22 protein-coding genes and 1 rRNA gene are annotated in these 24,916 nt (G+C 44.5%); all 23 read left to right on the top strand.

Annotated elements, in window-relative coordinates; genetic code table 11:
- Positions 1-14 precede the first annotated feature (14 nt).
- On the top strand, positions 15-1,046 hold the full coding sequence (locus G589_RS20135) for a DUF4349 domain-containing protein (RefSeq protein WP_051192409.1): 1,032 nt from the start codon (positions 15-17) through the stop codon (positions 1,044-1,046).
- Positions 1,033-2,097: a GTPase Era gene (gene era / locus G589_RS22270; RefSeq protein ID WP_026522648.1), complete on the top strand. Its 1,065-nt coding sequence runs from the start codon at positions 1,033-1,035 to the stop codon at positions 2,095-2,097. Before G589_RS20135 ends, era begins: the two co-directional genes overlap by 14 nt.
- Positions 2,098-2,106: 9 nt before the next feature.
- Complete coding sequence (recO, locus tag G589_RS0114685; RefSeq protein WP_026522647.1) at positions 2,107-2,766, top strand: DNA repair protein RecO; 660 nt, start codon at positions 2,107-2,109, stop codon at positions 2,764-2,766.
- Positions 2,767-2,829: 63 nt separating this feature from the next.
- Positions 2,830-3,432 (top strand): hypothetical protein, encoded by a 603-nt coding sequence (locus G589_RS0114680; protein WP_026522646.1) that lies wholly within the window; start codon positions 2,830-2,832, stop codon positions 3,430-3,432.
- Between the two features lie 29 nt (positions 3,433-3,461).
- The gene (locus tag G589_RS0114675) at positions 3,462-4,871 is read left to right on the top strand and encodes a glycine--tRNA ligase (RefSeq protein WP_022766909.1); all 1,410 of its coding nucleotides are present in this window, start codon (positions 3,462-3,464) and stop codon (positions 4,869-4,871) included.
- Between the two features lie 12 nt (positions 4,872-4,883).
- Positions 4,884-7,535 carry an alanine--tRNA ligase gene (alaS, locus tag G589_RS0114670; RefSeq protein WP_026522645.1) on the top strand — a complete coding sequence of 884 codons (2,652 nt, stop codon included), beginning with the start codon at positions 4,884-4,886 and terminating at the stop codon, positions 7,533-7,535.
- A 10-nt stretch (positions 7,536-7,545) separates the two neighbouring features.
- Positions 7,546-9,351, top strand: a complete 1,806-nt coding sequence (locus tag G589_RS0114665; RefSeq protein ID WP_026522644.1) for a hypothetical protein — start codon at positions 7,546-7,548, stop codon at positions 9,349-9,351.
- A 149-nt stretch (positions 9,352-9,500) separates the two neighbouring features.
- Positions 9,501-9,677 carry a 30S ribosomal protein S21 gene (gene rpsU / locus G589_RS0114660; RefSeq protein ID WP_013280615.1) on the top strand — a complete coding sequence of 59 codons (177 nt, stop codon included), beginning with the start codon at positions 9,501-9,503 and terminating at the stop codon, positions 9,675-9,677.
- Positions 9,678-9,801: 124 nt separating this feature from the next.
- Positions 9,802-10,686, top strand: a complete 885-nt coding sequence (locus tag G589_RS0114655; protein ID WP_035776214.1) for a metallophosphoesterase — start codon at positions 9,802-9,804, stop codon at positions 10,684-10,686.
- Positions 10,676-11,425 carry a segregation and condensation protein A gene (locus tag G589_RS0114650; protein ID WP_026522642.1) on the top strand — a complete coding sequence of 250 codons (750 nt, stop codon included), beginning with the start codon at positions 10,676-10,678 and terminating at the stop codon, positions 11,423-11,425. Before G589_RS0114655 ends, G589_RS0114650 begins: the two co-directional genes overlap by 11 nt.
- A gap of 1 nt (position 11,426) precedes the next feature.
- The gene (scpB, locus tag G589_RS0114645; RefSeq protein WP_022770464.1) at positions 11,427-11,996 is read left to right on the top strand and encodes an SMC-Scp complex subunit ScpB; all 570 of its coding nucleotides are present in this window, start codon (positions 11,427-11,429) and stop codon (positions 11,994-11,996) included.
- Positions 11,997-12,120: 124 nt separating this feature from the next.
- The gene (locus tag G589_RS0114640; protein WP_026522641.1) at positions 12,121-13,551 is read left to right on the top strand and encodes an acyl-CoA carboxylase subunit beta; all 1,431 of its coding nucleotides are present in this window, start codon (positions 12,121-12,123) and stop codon (positions 13,549-13,551) included.
- A gap of 17 nt (positions 13,552-13,568) precedes the next feature.
- Complete coding sequence (locus tag G589_RS21345; protein ID WP_196811892.1) at positions 13,569-14,420, top strand: OadG family transporter subunit; 852 nt, start codon at positions 13,569-13,571, stop codon at positions 14,418-14,420.
- Positions 14,421-14,445: 25 nt separating this feature from the next.
- Positions 14,446-14,808 carry an acetyl-CoA carboxylase biotin carboxyl carrier protein subunit gene (locus G589_RS0114630; protein WP_026522640.1) on the top strand — a complete coding sequence of 121 codons (363 nt, stop codon included), beginning with the start codon at positions 14,446-14,448 and terminating at the stop codon, positions 14,806-14,808.
- Between the two features lie 47 nt (positions 14,809-14,855).
- The gene (locus G589_RS0114625; protein WP_022770470.1) at positions 14,856-15,998 is read left to right on the top strand and encodes a sodium ion-translocating decarboxylase subunit beta; all 1,143 of its coding nucleotides are present in this window, start codon (positions 14,856-14,858) and stop codon (positions 15,996-15,998) included.
- 37 nt (positions 15,999-16,035) lie between these two features.
- Positions 16,036-17,448: an oxaloacetate decarboxylase subunit alpha gene (locus tag G589_RS0114620; protein WP_026522639.1), complete on the top strand. Its 1,413-nt coding sequence runs from the start codon at positions 16,036-16,038 to the stop codon at positions 17,446-17,448.
- Between the two features lie 198 nt (positions 17,449-17,646).
- Positions 17,647-19,824 carry a glycogen debranching protein GlgX gene (glgX, locus tag G589_RS0114615; RefSeq protein ID WP_026522638.1) on the top strand — a complete coding sequence of 726 codons (2,178 nt, stop codon included), beginning with the start codon at positions 17,647-17,649 and terminating at the stop codon, positions 19,822-19,824.
- Complete coding sequence (locus G589_RS21340; protein ID WP_026522637.1) at positions 19,814-20,422, top strand: hypothetical protein; 609 nt, start codon at positions 19,814-19,816, stop codon at positions 20,420-20,422. Before glgX ends, G589_RS21340 begins: the two co-directional genes overlap by 11 nt.
- A gap of 17 nt (positions 20,423-20,439) precedes the next feature.
- Entirely contained in the window at positions 20,440-21,117 is a 678-nt protein-coding gene (locus G589_RS0114605; protein WP_022770475.1) for a response regulator transcription factor, read from the top strand.
- A gap of 7 nt (positions 21,118-21,124) precedes the next feature.
- On the top strand, positions 21,125-22,630 hold the full coding sequence (locus G589_RS0114600; protein WP_026520365.1) for a sensor histidine kinase: 1,506 nt from the start codon (positions 21,125-21,127) through the stop codon (positions 22,628-22,630).
- Between the two features lies 1 nt (position 22,631).
- Positions 22,632-23,483: a hypothetical protein gene (locus tag G589_RS0114595; protein ID WP_026522636.1), complete on the top strand. Its 852-nt coding sequence runs from the start codon at positions 22,632-22,634 to the stop codon at positions 23,481-23,483.
- Positions 23,484-23,496: 13 nt separating this feature from the next.
- Entirely contained in the window at positions 23,497-24,348 is an 852-nt protein-coding gene (locus G589_RS0114590; protein ID WP_022770479.1) for a DegV family protein, read from the top strand.
- 387 nt (positions 24,349-24,735) lie between these two features.
- A 16S ribosomal RNA gene (locus tag G589_RS0114585) occupies positions 24,736-24,916 on the top strand; the annotation flags it as partial.

Below are 24,916 nucleotides of genomic sequence, written 5' to 3'. Positions count from 1 at the left end.
AAAAGGAGGAGATTATGAAAAAGAGAAGTATCAGAGTATTTGGAACAGCCATGGCTCTTGTCATGGGAGTTATGCTCACAGCCTGCGGATCTTCTTCAAGCGATTCATCAGGATATGCTAAGTATGCAGCGACTGAAACGGCTGCTGACTATGGCGTATATGAAGAGCCTGCTGCGGCTATGGAGATGGCAGATACTTCTGCAGGAACAGATGGCCAGACTCAGGTTAATGACACCAGCAGAAAGCTGATCAAGACCGTTAATCTCGATACCGAGACAGAGGACCTTGATCAGACTGTATCCCTTATTGAACAGAAAGTTACCGGACTTGGTGGATATATCGAGTCCAGTAACATCTACAACGGAACCACCTATTCCGGACGTTCATCCAGAAGCGCCAGCATTACTGCAAGAGTTCCTGCTGTAAACCTTGACTCCTTTGTTGATTCGGTAGAGGGTAACACCAATATCACAAGAAAGTCTGTCAATGTAGATGACATTACTCTTACATATGTTGATATCGAGAGTAAGAGAAACTCCTTAAGAACAGAGGAGAAGAGACTTTTGGAGATCCTTGAGTCTGCTGAGACAGTTGAAGACCTCATAACAGTAGAGGATAAGCTTGCTGATGTAAGATATGAACTTGAGAGCATAGAGTCTCAGATCAGAAGCTACGACAACCTTGTTGATTACAGCACGGTATATCTCAACATTGAAGAGGTTGTTAAGTTCACTCCCGTAGAAAAAGAGAGTGCCTTCAGCAGAATGGGCAAGGGCTTTATGGAGAATCTCTCTGATGTGGGCGAAGCCATTGTTGACTTCCTTGTATGGTTCGTATCGCACATCCCCGGACTTATAGTATTTGCCATTGTTGTAGTAATTATTGTGCTCATTATCAGAGCAATTGTTGTGGGAAGCAAGAAGAAAAAGGCTAAGAAGATGCAGATGATGTATCAGGCAGCTGCGCAGAACGCAGCTCCGGTACCAAGTAACCAGGCACCTCAGCAGGCTAAAGAGCCTGAAAAAGGAAACGATGGAAATAAGTAATTTTAAAACAGGTTTTGTAACTTTAATAGGGCGTCCCAATGTAGGTAAGTCGACACTGATGAACCACCTCATCGGGCAGAAGATCGCCATAACCTCCAACAAGCCTCAGACCACCAGAAACAGGATCATGACTGTTTTTACAGATGACGAGGCACAGATGATATTCCTTGACACCCCGGGAATCCACGACACCAAGAATAAACTTGGCGAGTACATGACTAAGGTGGCAAAGAGTACGCTGGAAGAGGTGGACCTTATTCTCTGGCTCGTTGAGCCCAGTACCTATATAGGTGAAGTGGAGAAGTCCATTATCGAGGAGCTTAAGAAGTCCAAAAAGCCCATAATACTGGTCATCAACAAGATTGATACCGTATCGGCGGAGAACCTTCAGAAGTTTGAAGATGCTTACACCAAGGAAATGGACTTTGCCAGAGTGGTAAAGGTGGCAGCCCTTAAGGGGCAGAACGTTGACGGTGTGCTTGCTACCATCAAGGAATTCCTTCCTTACGGACCGGCTCTTTATGATGAAGACACAATAACCGACCAGCCCGAGAGGCAGATTGTAGCAGAGATCATAAGAGAAAAGGCCCTTAGACTTCTTCAGGACGAGGTACCTCACGGAATCGCGGTAACAATAGAGACCATGAGGATGAGGGAGAAAAAGGTCGAAAAGCCCAAGAAAAAGAGACATCAGCATCCGCCGAAAAAGAGCGCTCTTGAGAAACAGATGCAGGCCATGGATGAAGACCTTCCGGATGGCCCGGTTGTCTTTTCCCTGGATGATATGAATGCCGAGGAAGAGGTTTATGATCCTGAGGGTATCATGGACATCGAGGCAACGGTCATCTGCGAGAGAGACTCCCACAAGGGAATCGTCATTGGAAAGGGCGGCGCTATGCTAAAGAGGATCGGCAGCGCAGCCAGAAAAGATATCGAGGAACTGGTTGGGTGCCAGGTTAATCTCCAGCTCTTTGTTAAGGTAAGAAGAGACTGGCGCGATGATACGCAGCAGATGAAGAATTTTGGTTACAATCCAAAGGATTTTAAATAGGAGCTTTTGATGGAAGATATCATTACCGTCAGAGGAATAGTACTAAAGCATAGTCCCAGTGGGGATTATGACTGGGTAGCAACTATATTCACAGCCGAGAGGGGCAAGATCACAGCCTTTGCCAGAAGCGCAAGAAAGCCAAACGGGCGGCTCTCAGGCACAGTTGAGCCATTTTGTTTCGGAACTTTCAAGCTCTTTGTGGGCAAAAGTTCCTACAATATAGTAGAGGCGGATATAGAGAACTACTTCGAAGGATTTAGGGGGGATCTTGAAGGTGCCTGTTACGGCACCTTTTTCCTTGAACTGGCTTCGTACTATTCAAAAGAGAATATTGAGGACAGGGAACTGCTAAATCTCTTGTACATTTCCCTGAAAGCTCTGCAAAAGGACTCAATTCCCAATAAGCTGGTAAGGTGCATTTATGAGCTAAAGAGCCTTCAGATAGAAGGTGAGTATCCCGGAGTTCCGGCAAATATGGAGATACAGGAATCCACGAGATATGCTCTTTCACATATAGAGTCTTCGCAGCTTGAGAAACTCTATACCTTTAATGTAAGCGACGAAGTACTAGGTGAACTTTGCAGGGTAACATCCCTTTACAGAAGTAAGTTTATCGACAGGACACTAAAAAGCATGGAAATGCTCGCCACCTTTGACGATGCCCTGTAATGAAGGCGCTATTGAAAAAGAAAAATGATTTGGATATAATTACTTTGTTTGTGAGGTGAAAAGGTGGTTATTATAAAGAAAAAACTTACGGCAGCTGCCGTAATATCTTTTACCATATTGGGACTGTGCGCCTGCGGAAACGAGACTGCGAGGGTTTCCACTGTTTCGGTGGACAAGGAAGGCAAGGTTGAGAGCGTTTTATACGATGCCTTCGACAAGGATTACTACAGCCTTGATGAACTTAAAAATATGGCAGAAGAAGAAATTTCAGACTACAATTCAGAGTATGAGAACCCAAGGATCACGCTTTCAGATGCTCAGGTGCTTGAGGAGGAAGGCGTTGTTAAGCTTACAATGCAGTTTGAGAGCGCTCAGGACTATTCCTATTATAATCAGGTGGATATGTTCTACGGCACTGTGGCAGATGCCAGAAGCGCAGGGTATGAGCTTAATTTAAACCTTGTGGATGATAAGGGTGACAAGATAGATCCTTCTATAATCGATCAGAATCCTGACAGACACATAATAATAACCAGTGACAAGACAAACATTAAGACCCCTTATAACATCGAATACATGTCAAAGGGAGTCAACAGCCTTGGTAAAAAGGAAGCAGAGCTTCATGCGGTAACTGCAGAGTACGCACAGCTCCTTCTTTCAAAATAAGAAACATTTACAGAGAGGAATATTTAAACATGGAAAAATCAGCAAAGACAATGGACAAGATTGTTGCTCTGGCAAAGGGAAGAGGCTTTATTTATCCCGGATCTGAGATCTATGGCGGACTGGCGAACACTTGGGACTACGGCAATCTCGGCGTGGAGTTCAAGAACAACGTTAAGAAGGCATGGTGGCAGAAGTTCGTACAGGAGAGCCCATACAACGTAGGCGTAGACTGTGCGATCCTTATGAACCCTCAGACATGGGTTGCTTCAGGACATCTTGGCGGTTTCTCAGATCCTCTTATGGATTGTAAGGAGTGCCACGAGAGATTCAGAGCAGATAAGATCATTGAGGACTTTGCTGCAGAGAATAATATTACTCTTGAGACATCAGTAGACGGATGGTCTCACGAGGAGATGGAGAAGTTCATAAACGATCACAACGTTCCCTGCCCTTCATGTGGCAAGCATGACTTCACCAGCATCAGAGAGTTCAACCTTATGTTCAAGACATTCCAGGGTGTAACAGAGGATGCCAAGGATACAGTTTACCTTCGTCCCGAGACAGCCCAGGGAATTTTCGTAAACTTCAAGAATGTACAGCGTTCATCACGTAAGAAGGTACCTTTCGGAATCTGCCAGGTAGGTAAGAGCTTCCGTAACGAGATCACTCCCGGTAACTTCACTTTCCGTACAAGAGAGTTCGAGCAGATGGAGCTTGAGTTCTTCTGCAAGCCCGGAACACAGACAGAGTGGTTTGAGTACTGGAGAAAGTTCTGCTATGAGTGGCTTCTTTCTCTCGGAATAAAGAAAGAGAACCTTCGTCTTCGTGACCATGATCCTGAGGAGCTTTCATTCTACTCAGATCATACAACAGATATCGAGTACGCATTCCCATTCACAGAGTGGGGCGAGCTTTGGGGCATTGCTTCAAGAACAGATTACGACCTTACACGTCATCAGGAGACATCAGGCCAGTCTATGGATTACTTCGATGATGAGACAAATGAGAAGTACATCCCTTACGTTGTTGAGCCTTCACTTGGTGCAGACCGTGTAGCTCTTGCATTCCTTTGCGAAGCATACGATGAGGAGAACCTTGGAACAGAAGATAAGCCTGATATGAGAACAGTTCTTCGTTTCCATCCTGCGATCGCACCTGTTAAGATCGGTATCCTTCCTCTTTCCAAGAAGCTCAACGAAGGCGCAGAGAAGATCTATGCTCAGCTTTCAAAGAAGTACAACTGCGAGTTTGACGACAGAGGAAACATCGGTAAGAGATATCGCAGACAGGATGAGATCGGAACACCTTTCTGCATCACATATGATTTTGATTCAGAGACAGACGGCAAGGTAACAGTAAGATTCAGGGATTCAATGGAGCAGGAGCGTATTGCCATTGATGAGCTTGAGAGCTTCTTTGCTGATAAGTTTGACTTCTAATGGAGGAATGTAATGAAACAGTTTACTGCTAATGAGCTTAGAAAGGCTTGGAAGGACTTCTACATCAAGAGAGGTCACGTTGATTGCGGAGCCGTATCACTGGTATCAGACGGTTCCACAGGTGTTATGTTCAACGTTGCAGGAATGCAGCCACTTATGCCTTATCTTTTAGGTAAGAAGCATCCCATGGGAACAAGACTTTGCAACGTTCAGGGATGTGTTCGTACCAATGATATTGATTCCGTTGGTGATAAGAGCCACGGAACCTTCTTCGAGATGATGGGAAGCTGGTCACTTGGTGACTACTTCAAGAAAGAGCGTTGCCAGTGGAGCTATGAGCTTCTTACAGAGCTCTTTGGATTTGACAGAGATCACCTTGCTGCAACAGTATTTGCAGGTGATGAGAATGCACCAAGAGATGAAGAGGGTGCTAAATACCGTATCGAATCAGGATTTAAGCCTGAGAATATATTCTATCTTCCCGCTGAGGATAACTGGTGGGGACTTGAATATGGTCCTTGTGGCCCCGACTCTGAGATGTTCTATGTAAAAGACATCCCGGATTGCGGACCTGATTGCGGACCCGGATGCCACTGCGGTAAGTACACAGAGATCGGTAACGACGTATTTATGCAGTATGAGAAGCATCACGACGGTTCCCTTACACCTCTTTCACAGAAGAACGTTGATACAGGATGGGGACTTGAGAGAATCCTTGCATTCCTCAACGGTGTTGATGATGTTTATAAGATCGATCTTCACGCTCCTGTTATCGCATACATTGCAAAAGAGAGCGGAATCGCTTATGAAGCTGACGAGAAGTCAACACGTTCAATGAGAATCCTTGCTGATCACACAAGAACAGCAGTAATGCTCATCGGTGATGAGGCTAAGCTTCTTCCTTCAAACACAGGAGCAGGCTATATCTTAAGAAGACTTATCCGTCGTGCTGTAAGACACGCAAGAGCACTTGGACTTAAGAAGGAGCAGATCCTCGGAGTAGCAACAATTTACCTTGATGAGTACTCAGAGAGCTATCCAAACCTTGTTAAATACAGAGAGTTCGTATTAAGAGAGCTCGGAAGAGAAATCGATCGTTTCGAGTCAACTCTTGAGAACGGAATGAAAGAGTTTAAGAAGATCCTTGATAAGACTTCATCAGAAGGAAAGAAGACAGTAGACGGAAAAGATGCATTCTTCCTCTATGATACCTTCGGATTCCCTGTAGAGCTCACTGTAGAGCTTGCTGAGGAAGAGGGCTTTACTGTAGATGAGGACGGCTTTGCAAAGGCTATGGAAGAGCAGAAGCAGAAGGCAAGAGATAACCAGAACTTCTCAGCTAACCTTACAACCGGAGCAGGTGTATTCGATTCTCTTGATGAGTCAGTTAAGAGCGAGTTCGTTGGATATACATCTATTACAGCTGACGGCAAGATTGTTGCCATGGCTGATGAGGAGCTTTCAGATGAGCTCACAGCCGGATCAAAGGGCAGCATCATTACAGACGTAACACCTTTCTACGGAACAATGGGTGGACAGGTTGGAGATATCGGTGTGATCGAGGGCGCAAACGGTGCCAAGTTCACAGTAACAGACACCATCCATGTAGCAGGCGGAAGAACAGCTCACGTAGGTGAGGTTACAGAAGGCTCCTTCAAGGTTGGCGATGCTGTTAAGCTCTGCGTAGATGCAGAGAACAGAGCTAAGACCTGCAGAAACCACAGTGCTACTCACCTTCTTCAGAAGGCACTTCAGGAAGTACTCGGTGATCACGTTGAGCAGGCAGGTTCTTACCAGGATCCTGACAAGACAAGATTCGACTTCTCACACCATCAGGCTATGACAGCTGAGGAGATCAAAAAGGTTGAGGATCTTGTAAACGAGAAGATCGCAGCAGCCCTTCCTGTTGTCACAGAAGAGATGACAATGGAAGAAGCCAAGAAGACAGGAGCTATGGCTCTGTTTGGCGAGAAGTACGGCGAGAGAGTCCGCGTAGTCAAGATGGGAGATTTCTCCATCGAGCTCTGCGGTGGTACTCACGTATCAAATACAAGTCATGTAGGTATCTTCAAGATTGTTTCAGAGAGCGGCGTTGCTGCAGGAGTTCGTCGTATCGAAGCTCTCACAGGAAGCAATGCAAGAAATTACTACAGAGATGTTGAGAATAAGCTTGAAGAGGCAGCTAAGGCACTCAAGACAACACCTGCCGATATAAATGACCATATAAAGAAGCTCCAGGAGGAGCTCAAGGCCCTTAAGAGCGAGAACGAGTCCTTAAAGAGTAAGGAAGCTCAGGCAGCTCTTGGAGATGTGGGCGACCAGGTCAAGGAAGTAAAGGGAGTCAAGCTCCTTGCCACATCTGTTAAGGGCGTTGACATGAACGGCCTAAGAGACTTGGGAGACCAGATGAAGACTAAGCTCGGTGAGGGCGTAGTAGTTCTTATATCTGAGCTTGATGGCAAGGTAAACCTTGTAACCATGGCTACTGACGGAGCAATGGCAAAGGGTGCCCATGCAGGAAACCTCGTTAAGGCAATTGCGCCTAAGGTAGGCGGAGGCGGCGGTGGTCGTCCAAACATGGCTCAGGCCGGCGGTAAGAACCCTGCAGGTATCGCAGATGCCATAGCTGAGGCAGAAAAGGTCCTTGGTGAGCAGATAGGATAAAAGGTAAAAGATGGGGCTATTCGATTTACTACAAATTAAGACTCAAAATGAAGACGCCTTTGAAGAAGAATTAAAAGAGCTCGAGACTCAGAAAAAACATGTCATCGAAAAGATCGGTGAGAAGTTTGCCTCTGAGAATCGCTACAATGACATGTCGGGGACACAGTACGAGGAGCTGTTTCATAAGCTTTCGAAAATAGAGGGTGAAATGGACAGACTCCTTGATGAAGGCCCCATAGACAATGTCCTGAAAGGCGAAGAAAACGAAGGGCAGTATGAAGGAGCATCAGGCAGGAAACTCCAGTTGCGGCTTGTTATCTCCGGAACAGTGCTGTTTGTTGTCGTGTGCCTTGGCATAGGACTGGCTCTTTTGTACAGACAGCCCAAAGTTGACCTTGGAAATGATGAACCGTCTCAGGCAGTTATAGTAGAAGGACCTGATGCAGCATCAGAAGAGAGCACTGTGGTTTCGCCCCAGCAGCTTATGGAAGACTTTGGCCTGTATAAATCTAACCGTGCCAATTATGAAAACTCGCAGGTGCTTGATTATACCAAGTACAAGAGATATGACTCGGAGATCACCGGATTTTCTTTTAACTATCCATCAGATATCTACAATGATGTGAAGATGGTGAATAATCAGGAAAATGGTGACTATGGCAAGATCATAAGAAACATCACATTCTCAGGATCGGACAGCTCAACAGCTGTTTTTACCGTCTATGAAAACGGACTTAATTATAAAAAAGACATGGATGCCATGATGGAGAAGGTCCTTAGCTCTGAGAAAGAAAAGCTCTTTTCACCTGTTGTTGAAAAGACTCAGATCTCAAAAGAGAAGGACAATGCCATTGTGATCATTACAGCTTACGCCGATGGCGGAGCTGAGGCTGAGCGTGTCTATGATCTTTGCAGGATAGAAAACGAAAAGATATATCAGATGAAGCTGACTTATCCAAGACCTATTGACGAGGAAGAGGATAAGCAGAAGGCATATTATTCCTATGTTCTGTACAACCTTTGCGGATTTAGCGGGGCAGAGGCTGACAAGCTTGAGAGCTACGAAGAGTTTGTGGACAGAAACTATACAAATTTTCAGCTATCTCAGCAGCAGAAGGATATCTTCTGGGGAATTATGGACAACATGGTAATTTCAAGAGACCTCTATGACCAGCAGGGTATGGAGTATGTTGTACCGGTTGGAACAACTAAGGAGCTTGAAGATATACTCTCAAAGGATCCACTACTTCTTCAGATGTACTTAAAGGCAGGAATCAACAAGGACAATGAGAATATCCAGTCCGAGCGATTCGCCTGCATCGTCGATCAGGGCGATGGTACTAACAAGATGTACCTAAAGAGTGAGATTGGGAAAGAGGAGTTTGAGGAGTTTTACAGCAAGGCTGTCGGAGAGAAGAATGTGCTCGGCGGATCCCTTGCATACGCCAAGACTTTTTACCGTGATATGTTTTCACTTGAACTTGATGTAAACAGTGTGATGCAGGATAATCCGAGTGTTTATCCTGAGAGTGCATCACTTTTGTTATACAGTCCAAGCTATAACGAACTGGTATATGCCAGCGGATACGGAAACAGAAACAGAGTAGACGGTCCGGAAGACTATGATTATAATGAGGAGCTTCAATGCTTTGATTATCACTTCGGTCCTGTCTATGAACTTACTCCCGGTGATCTGAACTGGCAACAGAAAAGAGATGAAGAAGATCCCGGAAACGGTATCTATATCGCACATATTCGTCCATATCTGAACAATTCTCTTGGCTTTAAGCTTTTGGGAATTGAGAGAGTGGAATAAAATAACTAAAAGAAATTTAAATTTTCCCTTGACGGAATTTGGGTTTTATGCAATAATATGTGATGTTATGTGAGCAAATGGCTCAAAACATAGCAAATAACCCAATCAGTCATGTACTTAATGGGACTGAAGGGAGGGTAAGAGTAGAGATGTCAACTGTAGTAGTAAAAGAAAACGAGACTTTGGATAGCGCACTGCGTCGTTTTAAGAGAAGTTGCGCAAAGGCTGGTATCCAGCAGGAGATCCGTAAGAGAGAGCACTACGAGAAGCCAAGCGTAAGACGCAAGAAGAAGTCTGAAGCAGCAAGAAAGCGCAAATATAACTAAATCAATTGGAAGGGTCCCTGGATTTTCCGGGGACCTTTTTATGTATCTGCAAAACTCAAAGTACAAATCTGTGCTTAGCTGTGATAAAATACTTTTTGTTACGTTTGAATTGGGATAAGTGCCTATGTCGATTTCTGCTATTGTCATAATTGCATTACTGATAGTTTTATCCGCTATTGTCATCTATCACGACACTCATAATTTTAAGATTTATGAGTACGAGGTTACTACTGACAAGCTGGATAGGGACTTCATGTATGTATTTTTGACTGACCTTCACGGCTATTTTTATGGGAAGGGCAATGAAAAGCTTATAGAAGCCGTTGATAAGATATCACCGGATGCCATATTCTGTGCGGGTGATATGATCACGGCAACCAAGAACCATCGCAATGTCGAGGTGGATTCAGGGCTTCGCCTTTTAGAGAACCTGTCTTCCAGATATCCCGTATATATTTCAAACGGCAATCACGAGGAGAAGATAAAAGCATACAGAGATTCTTTTGGAAATCTCTTTGACAGATATAAGAACAGACTAAAAAGAGCCGGAGCCGTGTATCTCGAAAATGACTCTGTGATGATAGAGGGAACAAACATCAGAGTTACCGGCCTTTGCCTTGACCTTGGCTTTTTCAAGAAGGTTGTTAAGGTCAATATGGATGACAAATATCTCGATAATCTCTTAGGCCGCGTAAATACTGCCGAGAAGGAGAATTATCAGATACTTATTGCTCATAATCCGATCTATTTTAAAAACTATGTCGACTGGGGAGCTGACCTTGCTCTTTCCGGTCACGTTCACGGCGGGATCATAAGGCTTCCGCTTCTTGGAGGTGTAATATCGCCTGCGATAGCTCTTTTCCCTAAATATGATGCGGGAAAGTATGAGAAGGACGGAAGTACCATGATACTCAGCAGAGGCCTCGGAACTCACACAATTCATGTGAGAATGTTTAACCCCGGAGAGGTTTCTGTTATAAAACTACGAGGAAAAAAGAATGTCACTTGAGGTCAAACTTCAGGTGTTTGAAGGCCCTCTGGATCTTCTGATGCACCTGATCGACAAGAATCAGATAGATATTTACGATATTCCTATTGTTACCATTACAGAGCAGTATATGGCATACATTAATGCCATGCAGAGGGAGGACATGGACGTTACCTCTGAATTTCTGGTCATGGCAGCAACACTTATCGATATTAAATGCAAGATGCTTCTTCCCAAGGAAGTAAATGAGGACGGCGAGGAAGAAGATCCCAGAGCAGAGCTTGTTGAGAAGCTCCTTGAGTACAAGATGTACAAGTACATGGCATACGAACTCAGGGACATGCAGATGGATGCCGACATGCAGTGGTTCAGGACAAAAGACCTGCCTAAGGAAGTCAAGGACTACGAGATGCCCATTGACTTTTCAGACCTTATCGGCGACACAACACTTACCAAGCTCAATTCAATCTTCCAGGAACTCCTTAAAAGGCAGGAGGATAAGGTGGATCCGATCAGAAGTAAGTTCGGAAACATCGAGAAGGAAGAGATTGACATGGATGCCAAGACTCTTTATATCAAGGCATACATCAGAGAACACGAGAGATTCAGTTTCAGACAGCTCCTTGAAAAACAGCACAGCAAGACCGAGATCATTGTTACCTTCCTTGTTATGCTTGAGGAGATGAAGCTTGGTGAGATAGAGATCGAGCAGGAGACCACATTCGGCGACATAATAATTACATCCAGAAAGGCAAACTAAGATGACCAGAGAAGAAGGCGCAGCCATCGTTGAGGCTATTCTTTTTACCATGGGAGATTCCGTTGAGATAAATTCCCTTGCCAAGGCAATGGAGGAGGAGCCCAAAAAGGTTAAAGACTATATTGCATATCTGAAAGAGAAATATGAGAAGCAGGACAGCGGAATAGGAATCATTGAGCTTGATAAAGCCGTTCAGCTCTGCACCAAAAAAGAGATGTACGAGTACCTGGTCAAGATTGCCAAGGCACCTAAAAAGGCAGTACTAACCGATTCGCTCATGGAGACTCTTTCCATAATTGCTTACAAACAGCCCATAACAAGGCTTGAAGTTGAAAAGATCCGTGGTGTAAACAGCGATCATGCAGTTAACAGACTTGTGGAGTTTGGTTTGGTCCAGGAGCTGGGAAGGCTCGATGCTCCGGGAAGACCACTTCTGTTTGGAACCACAGAGGAGTTTCTAAGGAGCTTTGGAGTTCGTTCCATCGAAGAATTGCCGGCAATAGGCACTGTTCAGGTGGAAGAGTTCAAGGCACAGGCTGAAGCAGAGGTTAATTTAAAACTTGATATTTAAAAACCTAGGGAGAATGTGAATTAATTGGCATTCTCCTCTTTTTTTTGCCGACTTTTGTGATATACTATACTGTGACTAAAGTTGCGGAATTTATGCATAAAAATATATTCATGGAGGTAAACAAATGAGTAGTTCTTCACAAGCGAGTCAAAGAATAAATGCTTTGCTCGATGAAAACAGTTTCGTTGAAATTGGCGCACTTGTGACCGCAAGAAGCACAGATTTCAATCTGAAACAGGAAGAGACACCATCAGACGGTGTAGTAACCGGCTACGGTGTCATTGACGGAAATCTGGTGTATGTATACAGCCAGGATTCGTCTGTACTTGGCGGATCTATTGGTGAGATGCATGCCAAGAAGATCGTTCGTCTTTATGACCTGGCTATTAAGACCGGATCACCTGTTATCGGACTTATCGATTCAGCAGGCCTTCGTCTTCAGGAAGGCAGCGATGCACTCAATGCATTCGGTGAGATTTATCTTAAGCAGGTGGAGGCTTCAGGTGTAGTTCCTCAGATAACAGCTGTCTTTGGAACATGTGGTGGAGGACTTGCTTTAATCCCTTCAATTACAGATTTCACATTCATGGAGTCTGACAAGGCTAAAATGTTTGTCAACTCACCTAACGTACTTGATGGCAACTACAAAGAGAAGCTTGATACATCAAGTGCCAAGTGGCAGAGCGAGAACGCAGGCAACGTTGATGTTGTGGCTGATGAGGCTACAATCTATGCTCAGATCAGAGAGCTCGTTTCACTTCTTCCTTCAAACAACGAAGACGGTGATTCCTATGACGAGTGCACAGATGATCTCAACAGAGCATGCGAGAATCTCGACGGCTACACAGCAGATCCTGCTCTTATCGCAGGTCAGATCGCTGATAACGGCGTATTCTTTGAGACAAAGAGAGACTATGCAAAAGAGATGGTTACAGGTTTTGTTAAGCTTAACGGATCAACCGTTGGTCTTGTAGGAAACCGTACAGCACTCTTTGACGAGAACGGCAAGGAAGCAGAGAAGTTTGGTGACAAGCTCACAGCTCATGCATGCAATAAGGCAGCTGAGTTCATTAACTTCTGCGATGCTTTCGATATTCCTGTTCTTACACTTACAAACGCAACAGGCTTTAGCTCAACACAGTGTGATGAGAAGCACGTTGCAAAGGCTGCAGGCAAGCTTGTATTTGCTCTTGCAAACGCAACAGTTCCAAAGGTTAACCTTGTAACCGGCAAGGCTTTTGGAAGTGCTTATGTTGTTATGAACTCCAAGGCTCTTGGCGCAGACATCACCATCAGCTGGCCTGATGCTCAGATCGGAACAATGGATGCAAATATCGCAGCCAAGATCATATGTGACGGCAAGGATGCTGAGACAGTATCCAAGACAGCTACAGAGTATGCTCAGCTTCAGAACAATGTTAAGAGCGCTGCAGCAAGAGGATATGTAGATGAGATCATCGAGCCCGCTGACACAAGAAAGTATGTCATCGGCGCTTTCGAGATGCTTTTTACAAAGAGGGATGAGCGTCCTGCCAAGAAACACGGCACAGTTTAATGAAGGGAGCACTCAGAATGAAGCATAAAATACTTGTTTTGGGACTTGTTATGAGCTGCCTCCTTGGTTTAACAGCCTGTGGAAAAGAGATTACCTACAACACTGTTGAGGGTAGCAGATACAATCCCGATGAATTCAACCAGGATTTCATGGCTAATTACGCCAACATATTCGAGGACAGGTTATTCGAACAGTGGTATCTTCGCGACATAACCCCAGAGAACTTCGAGAAGGAGCTGTACTTTGATATAGCTACAAGTCAGCAGGGCGGAACAATCACCTATGACGATGACTTCTTTGAGGTTTGCAGATCCGGATATGATAGCTGGTATAAGGCTATTAAGGATATCGGATTTACTTCAAAAGACACACTTGCTGATGAAGTAAAGGTAACCGATACAACCTACTACATCAATGATGATGGCGTTCTTGTACTTGACGCCACAGTTACAGGAACCAAGCACTCCGCTCTTATGGAGATGTATCTAAACAACAGTGGTCTTCCTACAGACGTAGGTATCACAGTCAACAAGACCACAGGAGAGAAGCTTGAGAATGCCGGACTTAATACTCTTCTCGGAATGGGAATGGCATTCGCAGTACTTATCATTATTTCTCTTATAATTTCATTGTTCCCGCTTATCTCCGGAACAGGCAGAAAGAAGAAAGAGAGCGATAAGGAAATTGCCCAGAAGGCAATGGATAATACAATCACTCAGATTGCTGACAAAGAGGATCTTTCCTCTGACGCTGAGCTGGTTGCAGTTATTGCAGCAGCTATCGCAGCATATGAGGGAAGCGCATCTACAGATGGCTTCACGGTAAGATCTATCAGAAAAGTAAATTCAAAATGGAAGAATAACAGATAAGCTTTGGGCTTTGAAAGGAGAAACAATGAAGAACTATACAATAACCGTTAACGGAAACGTATATGATGTAACAGTAGAGGAAGGCGCAGGCGGAGCAGCTCCCGTAGCAAGAGCAGCAGCTCCCGCTCCTAAGGCTCCTGCAGCTCCTGCTAAGAAGGCTAGCGCAGGCGCAGGTTCTATCAAGATCGAGGCAGGTGCAGCAGGTAAGGTTCTCAGAATCGATGCTAACGTTGGCGCTGCAGTTAAGAAGGGCGACACAGTTGTTACTCTTGAGTCTATGAAGATGGAGATCCCTATGGTAGCTCCTCAGGACGGAACAGTAGCAAGCATTGATGTTGCTGCTGGTGATGCAGTAGAGGCAGGAAGAGTACTTGCAACTCTTAACTGATAAGGTCAGAGAAACTTAAAGTTTGAAAAAACAGAAAGAGGATACGAATGGATTACATAGTTAATACATTATCTAATCTCTGGCAACAGACAGCCTTTACAACAATGGAGCCGGGCAACTACATCATGATCGTGGTAGCGCTCGTGTTCTTGTACCTGGCCATTGCCAAGGGATTTGAACCTTTGCTTTTGGTACCGATTTCTTTCGGTATGCTTCTTGTAAATATTTATCCTGAAATTATGGCAGAGCCGGCAAATGGTGCAGCCGGTGGACTTCTCCATTATTTCTATATTTTGGATGAGTGGGCTATCCTTCCTTCACTTATTTTCATGGGTGTAGGCGCTATGACAGACTTTGGTCCGCTTATTGCCAATCCTATCAGCTTCCTTATGGGAGCCGGAGCTCAGTTTGGTATCTTCTCAGCTTACTTCATGGCCATCGCATTTGGCTTCAATGATCAGCAGGCTGCAGCAGTATCAATCATCGGAGGAGCAGATGGTCCTACATCTATCTTCCTTGCATCCAAGCTCCACCAGACATCAATCCTTGGACCTATCGCCGTTGCAGCTTACTCTTATATGGCTCTGGTTCCAATGATTCAGCCACCTATCATGAAGGCTCTTACAACACAGAAGGAAAGAACCATCAGAATGCAGCAGCTTAGAGAAGTTTCCAAGCTTGAGAAGATCCTTTTCCCTGTAATCGTTACTATCGTTGTATGTATGATCCTTCCTACAACAGCACCTCTTATCGGTATGCTGATGCTCGGTAACCTCTTCAGAGAGTCAGGCGTTGTTCGTCAGCTCCAGGAGACAGCATCAAACGCACTTATGTACATCGTAGTTATCCTTCTTGGAACATCAGTTGGTGCTACAACAAGTGCTGAGGCATTCCTTAACAAGACAACTCTTATCATCGTTGTTCTTGGACTTATCGCTTTTGCATTTGGTACTGCAGCAGGATGTCTCTTAGGAAAGCTCCTGTGCTTTATTACCAAGGGCAAGATCAATCCGCTCATCGGTTCCGCAGGTGTTTCAGCCGTGCCTATGGCTGCCCGTGTATCACAGAAGGTTGGTGCAGAGTATGATCCATCCAACTTCCTGCTCATGCATGCGATGGGACCTAACGTTGCCGGAGTTATCGGTACTGCCGTAGTAGCAGGTACCTTCATGGCCGTTTTCGGCGTATAAGATTTAGATAATAATTATCTTAGAAAGGATATTAGATATGGCAGAATTAGAGAGAAAACCAGTTCGCATCAATGAGACCGTTCTGCGTGACGCTCATCAGTCTCTGATCGCAACCAGAATGCCTACAGAGAAGATGCTTCCAATCATCGAGACAATGGATAAGGTTGGATACAACGCTGTTGAGTGCTGGGGCGGTGCTACATTCGATGCTTCAATGAGATTCCTTAAGGAAGATCCATGGGAGAGACTTCGTAAGCTCAGGGCAGGATTTAAGAACACCAAGCTTCAGATGCTTCTTCGTGGACAGAACATTCTTGGATACAAGCACTATCCCGATGACGTAGTTGAGTACTTCGTACAGAAGTCAATCGCTAACGGTATCGATATCATCCGTATTTTCGACTGTCTGAATGACCTTCGTAACCTTGAGGCTTCAGTTAAGGCCTGCAAGAAGGAAGGCGGACATGCTCAGATCGCTCTTGCATATACCCTTGGTGATGCTTATACAGAAGAGTACTGGATGAACATTGCAAAAGATATTGAGAACATGGGTGCAGATTCAATCTGTATTAAGGATATGGCAGGACTTCTTCTTCCTTACGAGGCAGAAAAGCTTGTTAAGGCTCTTAAGAGAGCAACTAAGCTTCCTATCGACCTTCACACACACTACACCTCAGGTGTTGCCAGCATGACATACATGAAGGCAGCTGAGGCAGGTGTTGATATCATCGACTGTGCTATTTCACCATTTGCTCTTGGTACATCACAACCTGCTACAGAGGTTATGGTTGAGGCCTTCAAGGGACAGCCTTTCGAGACAGGACTTGATCAGAAGGTTCTTGCTGAAATCGCTGATTACTTCAGACCTTACAGAGAAGAGTGCCTTGCAAGCGGACTTCTTGATCCTAAGGTTCTTGGTGTTAACATCAAGACTCTTATGTATCAGGTTCCCGGCGGAATGCTTTCCAACATGGTTAGCCAGCTCAAGGAGCAGAATGCAAGCGACAAGTACACAGCAGTGCTTGAGGAGATCCCTCGTGTTCGTAAGGACTTCGGTGAGCCACCTCTTGTTACACCTTCATCACAGATTGTTGGTACTCAGGCCGTTATGAACGTACTTATGGGCGAGAGATACAAGGTTGCTACTGACCAGACCAAGGACCTCCTTGCAGGTGCTTATGGTAAGACAATCAAGCCTTTCAACCCTGAAGTTCAGAAGAAGATCATCGGCGACAGAGAGGTTATCACATGCAGACCTGCTGATAAGCTCGAGCCCGGTCTTCCTGATTTCGAGAAGGAAGTTGCACAGTGGAAGGAGCAGGATGAGGACGTTCTCTCATATGCACTGTTCCCTCAGGTTGCTACAGACTTCTTCAAGTATCGTGCAGCTCAGAAGGATAAGGTTGATATTACAGCAGCTGATACTAAGAATGGGGCATACCCCGTATAAATTAAGCCATGCCGAAGACTCGGAACGATAAAGCTGTTCCTCGTTTTCGCGGCTGCGCCATATAAAACAAGAAAAGAGATGAATTTTAGCCATGTAAACATGCAAAATTCATCTCTTTTTTGTTTTGCATGGCTTAATTTACACGAAATTTCATCTTTTTTTATTCTTTGCAATGCACAGTAGTGGTAAAATATAACTATGGACGAGATTAGAAGACACGCAAAGCCTAAAAAACCAGTAGAAATCGGCGAAAGCGCACCCAGAGAGCTCAGAAAAGCAGATGTGGGAAGGCAGCTCCTTGCCCTTAATGAGGTAAACGGCTACAGGATCAGACCCGGCTTCTACAACATAAACGGCGCCACCATGCTTACTGATGGCGTTAATTTTACTGCCTATTCCAACGGGGCAACATCTATAACTCTTCTTTTGTACAAAAGAGGCGAAATAAAGCCCTTTGTGCAGATTCCTTTCCCCGAGAGCTACAGGATAGGCAAAGTGTATTCAATGATCGTCTTTGGCCTTGATATTGAGAATCTGGAGTACTCCTACAGTGTTGACGGACCTTGGGAGCCGGAGAAAGGTCTTTTGTTCGATAAGAATCATCTGCTTCTGGATCCGTTTGCAAAGGCTGTTTCAGGTCAGAGGATATGGGGACAGAACCCAAATCGCGACGGAGCCTACAGGGCAAGGGTGGTTAGAGATAACTTCGAGTGGAACGATACCAATTCCCTTGGAATCCCTATGTGCGACTCTGTTATCTACGAGATGCATGTAAGGGGCTTTACAATGGACCCGTCATCTGGAGTTAAGTTCAGAGGAACATTTGATGGCATCAAACAGAAGGTAGAATACTTAAAGAGACTTGGCATAACAGCTGTTGAGCTGATGCCCATCTTTGAGTTTGACGAGACCAGAGACAAGAGAGAGGTAAACGGAAAGACGCTCCTTGACTACTGGGGATATAACACCATCAGTTTTTTTGCACCAAATACCAGCTACGCTTCTCAGAGTGAGTACAACAAAGAGGGCGTTGAACTTAAGCATATGATCAAGACCCTTAAGGATAACGGAATTGAGGTTATCCTTGATGTTGTGTTCAATCACACAGCTGAGGGCAATGAAAACGGCCCATTTATCTCATTTAAGGGCTTTGATAACAACATTTACTATCTGCTGACTCCTTACGGGCAGTACTACAACTTCAGTGGATGCGGAAATACCATGAACTGTAACCACCCGATGGTACAGGAATTCATCGTTGAGTGCCTCAGATACTGGGTTGAGGAATATCGTGTGGACGGATTCAGGTTCGACCTTGCAAGTATCCTCGGAAGAGACCAGGACGGAGCTCCCATGGAGAAGCCTCCGCTTATCCAGAGGCTTGCTTATGATCCGATCCTTGGAAACGTTAAGCTTATTGCAGAAGCCTGGGATGCAGGCGGAATGTATCAGGTTGGTAATTTCCCGGCCTGGAAGAGATGGGCAGAGTGGAACGGCAAGTACCGTGATGATATCAGATCCTACCTAAAGGGCGATATTTGGTCAGCGCCTGAAGCAGTCAAGAGAATCACAGGTTCCATGGACCTCTACGGCGGATCGTACCTTGGATACGATTCCTCGGTCAACTTCATAACCTGTCACGACGGCTTTACACTCTATGACCTGTATTCTTATAACAACAAGCACAATGAGGACAATGGCTGGAATAACACGGACGGAGCCAACGACAACAGAAGCTGGAACTGCGGCTGTGAGGGTGAAACCGATGATCCGAACGTAAAAGACCTCAGATTCAGGATGATGAGAAATGCCATAACTGTGCTTATGTGCAGCAGAGGAACCCCGATGATCTATGCCGGGGATGAATTCGGAAACACACAATTTGGCAATAACAATGCATATTGTCAGGACAATGAGATAAGCTGGCTCAACTGGAATCTTCTTGATAAGAACAAGAACTTCTTTGATTTCTACAGAAATATGATCCAGTTCAGGAGAAAGCACCCCTGTATAAGAAAAGAGCTAAGGCCGGCTCAGTGCGGATATCCATCAATTTCCGTGCATACAGAGAATCCTGACCACGGCAATATCACCAAGGACTCCAGAGTTATTTGTGTGAGATTTGCCGGTTATATCAAGAAAAAAGGACATGATGATATTGTATATCTTGCGATAAATGCTTACTGGGAAGATATACAGATGATGCTTCCGAATCCTCCGGAAGGAGCTTTCTGGGCTCTTTGCGTTGATACCGGAGATGAGGGAGGCAAGTATTTTTACAACAGGCCAAAACCTATGACATGGCGAAACAAGACCCTTAAGGCCAGAAGCGTTAATGTATTCATAGCATCTTACGGAGCTGAATATGGCGGCTGATGAAGGAAAAGGCAAAGAAAAGTTTATAGTTGGCGGGTATGAGTTTTTATCAGAAAACGACGCACAGAAAGCGTCAATGGACCTATCAAAGATAAATCTTCTTGAAGCAAGGGTCAAGGCATCAAGACCTGTCGACATAAAAGCCGTTTATGAGAAATCAATTGAAAATAAGATATTTAAGACTCCCATAGGCTGGGAATATCTGGTAGGGCTAAGGCGTAAACTTCTTGAGAGCGGTTATAAGGAGGAAGACCTGATCCCTATCCCTTTGAATGTTTCCATGACAAGGCACTCCGCCATGGACAGCCTTAATGTGAAGCAGAGAATCCTGCCTCAGGAACCCAAAAAGGAAGCGAACTTTAAGACTATCTTCTCGATTATCCTGAACATTGTACTGCTTATTCTGGTCGGGGTGATGTTCTATATTACCGTCACCGCGGAGACCGATAACATCATAAATTACAGGAAAAACATCACAAATCGCTACGCCGGATGGGAACAGGAGCTTTCTGACAGGGAAAAAGCCGTCAGGGAAGCGGAAAAAAGACTTGGCATTGAAGGTACGAAAGGCTATGATGAGGATACAGGAACAAATTAGACAGGAGGAAACCTTCAGTGGACGATTTAAAGATACTTGTAGTAGATGACGAGAGCAGAATGCGAAAGCTTGTAAAGGACTTTCTTACTAAGGACGGATACATTGTCCTTGAGGCTGAGGATGGCCAGCAGGCTCTTGACACATTCTATGCTGACAAAGATATAGCACTTATTATCCTTGATGTAATGATGCCAAAGAGAGATGGCTGGGAGGTATGCAGAGAGATAAGGACCACATCAAAGGTGCCGATCATCATGCTGACAGCCAAAGCCGAAGAGAGGGATGAGCTTCTTGGTTTTGAACTTGGTGTTGATGAGTATATTTCAAAGCCCTTTAGCCCGAAGATCCTGGCAGCAAGGGTTTCGGCAATCCTTAGAAGGACCACAGGCAAGTCTGTAAATGAAAAAGTTTTAGAGGAAAACGGAATTGTCCTGAATAAGGTTGCACACAGCGTTTTGGTAGATGGAAAAGAGGTTGAGCTCAGCTATAAGGAATTTGAGCTTTTAACTTACTTCTTTGAGAACAAGGGAGTTGCTCTTTCCCGTGAAAAGATACTTAACAACGTTTGGAACTACGACTATTTTGGTGATGCGCGTACCATTGATACCCATGTTAAAAAGCTCAGAGGAAAGCTCGGCGATAAGGGCGAGATGATCAAGACCATCTGGGGTATGGGCTATAAGTTCGAGGCATGAGTACCAAATGAAAAAGAAAAAGATCCATTCGCTGAGATTTGAGATTAGTGCTGTATTCATCGGCATTATGGTAGGCACATTTTTAATGTGCCTTGTTGTTAACCTCTTCTTTATGGAGAAGTTTTATATCCAGAACAAGAGAGAAGCCATTATAGCTGCCTACAGGAGTATATCTCAGGCCATAGGAAGCGGAGACATTACCTCTGAAGAATTCGATGTTGAAATCTATCATATCTGCGAGAGATACAACATCGAGATGATAGTACTGGATGCTGATTCAAAGACACTTAAGACATCCAGTAACAATGCTGAGCTCCTTGCAAAGGTTTTGTGGGATAACATGATAAGCTCTGCAACAGGAATGGCCAGCGATATGTCCGACAGGACAATAATAGATTACGGAGATGACTATACTCTTCAGATCACTGTGGATAAGGGGACAGGCAGACAATACCTGGAGATGTGGGGCATTGTCGGAAACGGAAATCTGGTTCTTGTAAGGACCACTATGGAGAGTATCAGAGACAACGTTAGCATATCCAACACTTTTATGGTATATGTAGCGCTGATTGCCATCGTTGTTGGTTCTGTCCTTATTCTCTATATTTGTAAAAAAGTAACTGACCCAATCAAGAGGCTATATTACATCTCAGATGACATGAAAAAGCTTAATTTCGAAGCTAAATATGTACCTGAGAATGAATACCGAAACGAGATAGATGTTCTTGGGCAGAACATGAATGAGCTTTCTGAGACCCTTGAGTCAAACATCAAGGAACTCAAAAATGCCAATATTGCTCTAAAGAGGGATATCGCCCGCAAGGAAGAGATCGATACCATGCGAAAAGAGTTCCTCTCAAACGTATCACATGAGCTCAAGACTCCCATTGCTCTTATACAGGGCTATGCAGAGGGACTTAAGGAAGGTATTAACGACGACGAGGAGAGCAGGAACTTTTACTGTGAAGTAATCATGGATGAAGCATCCAAGATGAACATCATGGTAAAGAAGCTCCTTACACTTAACCAGCTTGAGTTTGGCAATGAGAGCGCCAATATGGAGCGTTTTGACATTGTCGATATGGTTACCAATTACCTTAAGTCCGCATCAATGCTTGCCAAGCAGAAGGATGTAACGGTTAAATTCGGAGATTATCCTCCGATATTTGTATGGGGGGATGAATTCAAGATTGAGGAAGTGCTGCAGAACTACTACAGCAACGCCATCAACCACATAGACGGAGAGAAGGTGATTGAGGTTAAGATCACCACAACTGAGGATAATCATGTCAGAGTATCCGTCTTTAATACGGGAGAACCTATTCCTGAGGATAGCATAGATCACATTTGGGAGAAGTTCTACAAGGTAGATAAGGCAAGGACAAGAGAATATGGAGGAAGCGGAGTAGGACTTTCAATTGTTAAGGCTATTATGGAAGGCATGCACCAGAAATACGGTGTCATAAATTACGATAATGGTGTGGAATTCTATTTTGAACTGGAGACAAAATAGTATGATGAAAAAAAGGTATTTGCAGGCGGTACTAATAGTTATGACAACGCTCATGATGACAGGATGCGGAACGAAATTCCCGGATCTGACTGATGAGCAGTATAAACAGACTGTGGAATATGCTGCAGGTCTTTTGATGAAGTATTCAAATAACGGCCAGGAGCGACTGGTTGTTGTGGATGCAAAAGAGGTCCTTAAAGAAAGGCAGAAAGAAGCTGCAAGGGCTGCTGAGATAGAGCTTGCAAAAGAACAGGCAGCCAAGAACAGTCAAAAAGACCAGACTCCTGCGCAGGTACAAGAACCTGCATTAGAGGAGACAGAGCCTGAAGGACAGGAACTTACAACGGATCCTGATGCTATGACTGAGAACACAGAAGCTACTGAAGGCGATAGCAGTGAAGAAGCAACAGAAGTATCAGATCCAAATGCAATAACCTTATCATCTGATGAGTCACAGGAGATCATGTCTGACATCTTCCTGTCATATCAGGGCTATTCTGTATCCAGTACATATCCTGAGAGCTCAAAGAGCTATGTTGTAAATGCAGATAAGAGCAAGAGGCTTTTAGTGCTTCGCTTTGACCTTTACAACGGCTCAGATACAGAAAAGAGTGTTAATCTGATTCCGCTTGGACTTAGCTTTAAGATAATCTTAAACGGTAAGGATATCGGCTATTCATCGGTTACTTTCCTTCCTAATGACCTCTCATCATACTCCGGGAATATAGATTCCAGGGCGCACGAGAGCGTTGTGGTCCTCACGCAGATAAGTGAAAAGGAAGCAACTAAGATAGAGAGTCTTGGAATGATCGCAACTATCAGGGGAGAAACTCAGACGATAGTTCTTAAATAAAACGGAGAATACAATGATCAAGATACTTTCAGACAGCACATGTGACCTCTCGCCCGAGCTGATCAAGAAATATGACATAGGTATTATTCCTTTGTATGTAAGACTCGGAGAAGACGAGTATTTGGACGGAGTTAATATCACTCCCGACGACATCTATAAGTGGTCCGACGAGACGGAGAAAACGCCGGGAACGGCTGCTCCAAGCGTCAATGACATCATGAATATCCTGAAGACTTATGATGCGGACGACTATATTATCTTTACAATCTCAGCCTCCATGTCCTCATGCTACAGCAATTGTATGCTGGCAGCTGAGGAACTTGCCATGGAGGATCATATTCATGTAATAAATTCCAAAAATCTTTCAACAGGAATAGGACTTCTGATAATTGAAGCTGCGCAGATGGCAGAAAGTGGCAAGAGCGCAGCAGAGATTACAGATTATATTGAAAAGCTGATCCCACGCGTAAGAGCAAGCTTTGTTGTTGAGACCCTAACATATCTTTACAGAGGCGGCAGATGCTCAGGCGTTGCAGCTTATTTTGGTAATGCTCTAAAGCTCCACCCCAGGATTGCTGTAGTTGACGGAGGAATGAGGCCTGAGAATAAATACAGAGGTTTCCCTCAGAAGTATATAAGCGACTATGTAAAAGACATGGAAGATGCTCTAAAGAGTGCTAAACCTGAGAGAGTATTCATAACTCATTCCGGATGCAGCCCCGAGCTTGTAATTATGGTAAAAGACTACCTCACAAAGATGGAACGATTTGGAGAAATCTTAGAGACAAGAGCAGGCAGCGTTGTTTCATCGCACTGCGGACCGGGAACACTTGGCGTCCTGTTTATAGATAAGGAGCAGGAATAATATTTACGCTTTTTTTGCATACCTTGTTTCAAGACAGCTCCTTGAAAATGAGGTCAGTGCATAAGAAATTCAAAAAAAGTTGTGGCTTGAAAACGGCGTTGTTGCGCCGTTTTTTTGTTTGAAATATAAAAAATTTAAAAAAATTTGAAAATTGTTGTTGACATCTTTTTTGGTGGGTGATATAGTTAAATTCGTTGCGGCGCTGATGAATAAAAAACAGCGCAAACGCAGCGCTGGAGCGGATTCTAAGCTCCTGCACCTTGACAAATAAACAGTAATGCAACCCTGAAAAATTCCAAGAGAATTATTCAGAAGTAACAAACCAAAAGTAATAACGGACAGAACGAAAAGCTAACGTTTTAGTTCTGGCTGGAATTGAACTTATTTTAACGTGAGAGTTCGATCCTGGCTCAGGATGAACGCTGGCGGCGTGCCTAACACATGCAAGTCGAACGGAGATTAGACGCTGACGAGACTTCGGTCAAATCTTGTTTAATCTTAGTGGCGGACGGGTGAGTAACGCGTGGGCAACCTGCCTCATACTGGGGGATAGCAGTTGGAAACGACT

Source organism: Butyrivibrio sp. VCB2001, from assembly GCF_000423965.1.
Lineage (GTDB): Bacteria > Bacillota > Clostridia > Lachnospirales > Lachnospiraceae > Butyrivibrio.
Note: the sequence above shows the minus strand (reverse complement) of the source record. Positions and strands in the feature narration are given on the sequence as shown.

Bases quoted from the DNA above. Each gene is read 5' to 3' on its own strand.
- G589_RS20135 (WP_051192409.1), top strand. From the start codon at position 15: ATGAAAAAGAGAAGTATCAGAGTATTTGGAACAGCCATGGCTCTTGTC.
- era (WP_026522648.1), top strand. From the start codon at position 1,033: ATGGAAATAAGTAATTTTAAAACAGGTTTTGTAACTTTAATAGGGCGT.
- recO (WP_026522647.1), top strand. From the start codon at position 2,107: ATGGAAGATATCATTACCGTCAGAGGAATAGTACTAAAGCATAGTCCC.
- G589_RS0114675 (WP_022766909.1), top strand. From the start codon at position 3,462: ATGGAAAAATCAGCAAAGACAATGGACAAGATTGTTGCTCTGGCAAAG.
- alaS (WP_026522645.1), top strand. From the start codon at position 4,884: ATGAAACAGTTTACTGCTAATGAGCTTAGAAAGGCTTGGAAGGACTTC.
- G589_RS0114665 (WP_026522644.1), top strand. From the start codon at position 7,546: ATGGGGCTATTCGATTTACTACAAATTAAGACTCAAAATGAAGACGCC.
- rpsU (WP_013280615.1), top strand. From the start codon at position 9,501: ATGTCAACTGTAGTAGTAAAAGAAAACGAGACTTTGGATAGCGCACTG.
- G589_RS0114655 (WP_035776214.1), top strand. From the start codon at position 9,802: ATGTCGATTTCTGCTATTGTCATAATTGCATTACTGATAGTTTTATCC.
- G589_RS0114650 (WP_026522642.1), top strand. From the start codon at position 10,676: ATGTCACTTGAGGTCAAACTTCAGGTGTTTGAAGGCCCTCTGGATCTT.
- scpB (WP_022770464.1), top strand. From the start codon at position 11,427: ATGACCAGAGAAGAAGGCGCAGCCATCGTTGAGGCTATTCTTTTTACC.
- G589_RS0114640 (WP_026522641.1), top strand. From the start codon at position 12,121: ATGAGTAGTTCTTCACAAGCGAGTCAAAGAATAAATGCTTTGCTCGAT.
- G589_RS21345 (WP_196811892.1), top strand. From the start codon at position 13,569: ATGAAGCATAAAATACTTGTTTTGGGACTTGTTATGAGCTGCCTCCTT.
- G589_RS0114630 (WP_026522640.1), top strand. From the start codon at position 14,446: ATGAAGAACTATACAATAACCGTTAACGGAAACGTATATGATGTAACA.
- G589_RS0114625 (WP_022770470.1), top strand. From the start codon at position 14,856: ATGGATTACATAGTTAATACATTATCTAATCTCTGGCAACAGACAGCC.
- G589_RS0114620 (WP_026522639.1), top strand. From the start codon at position 16,036: ATGGCAGAATTAGAGAGAAAACCAGTTCGCATCAATGAGACCGTTCTG.
- glgX (WP_026522638.1), top strand. From the start codon at position 17,647: ATGGACGAGATTAGAAGACACGCAAAGCCTAAAAAACCAGTAGAAATC.
- G589_RS21340 (WP_026522637.1), top strand. From the start codon at position 19,814: ATGGCGGCTGATGAAGGAAAAGGCAAAGAAAAGTTTATAGTTGGCGGG.
- G589_RS0114600 (WP_026520365.1), top strand. From the start codon at position 21,125: ATGAAAAAGAAAAAGATCCATTCGCTGAGATTTGAGATTAGTGCTGTA.
- G589_RS0114595 (WP_026522636.1), top strand. From the start codon at position 22,632: ATGATGAAAAAAAGGTATTTGCAGGCGGTACTAATAGTTATGACAACG.
- G589_RS0114590 (WP_022770479.1), top strand. From the start codon at position 23,497: ATGATCAAGATACTTTCAGACAGCACATGTGACCTCTCGCCCGAGCTG.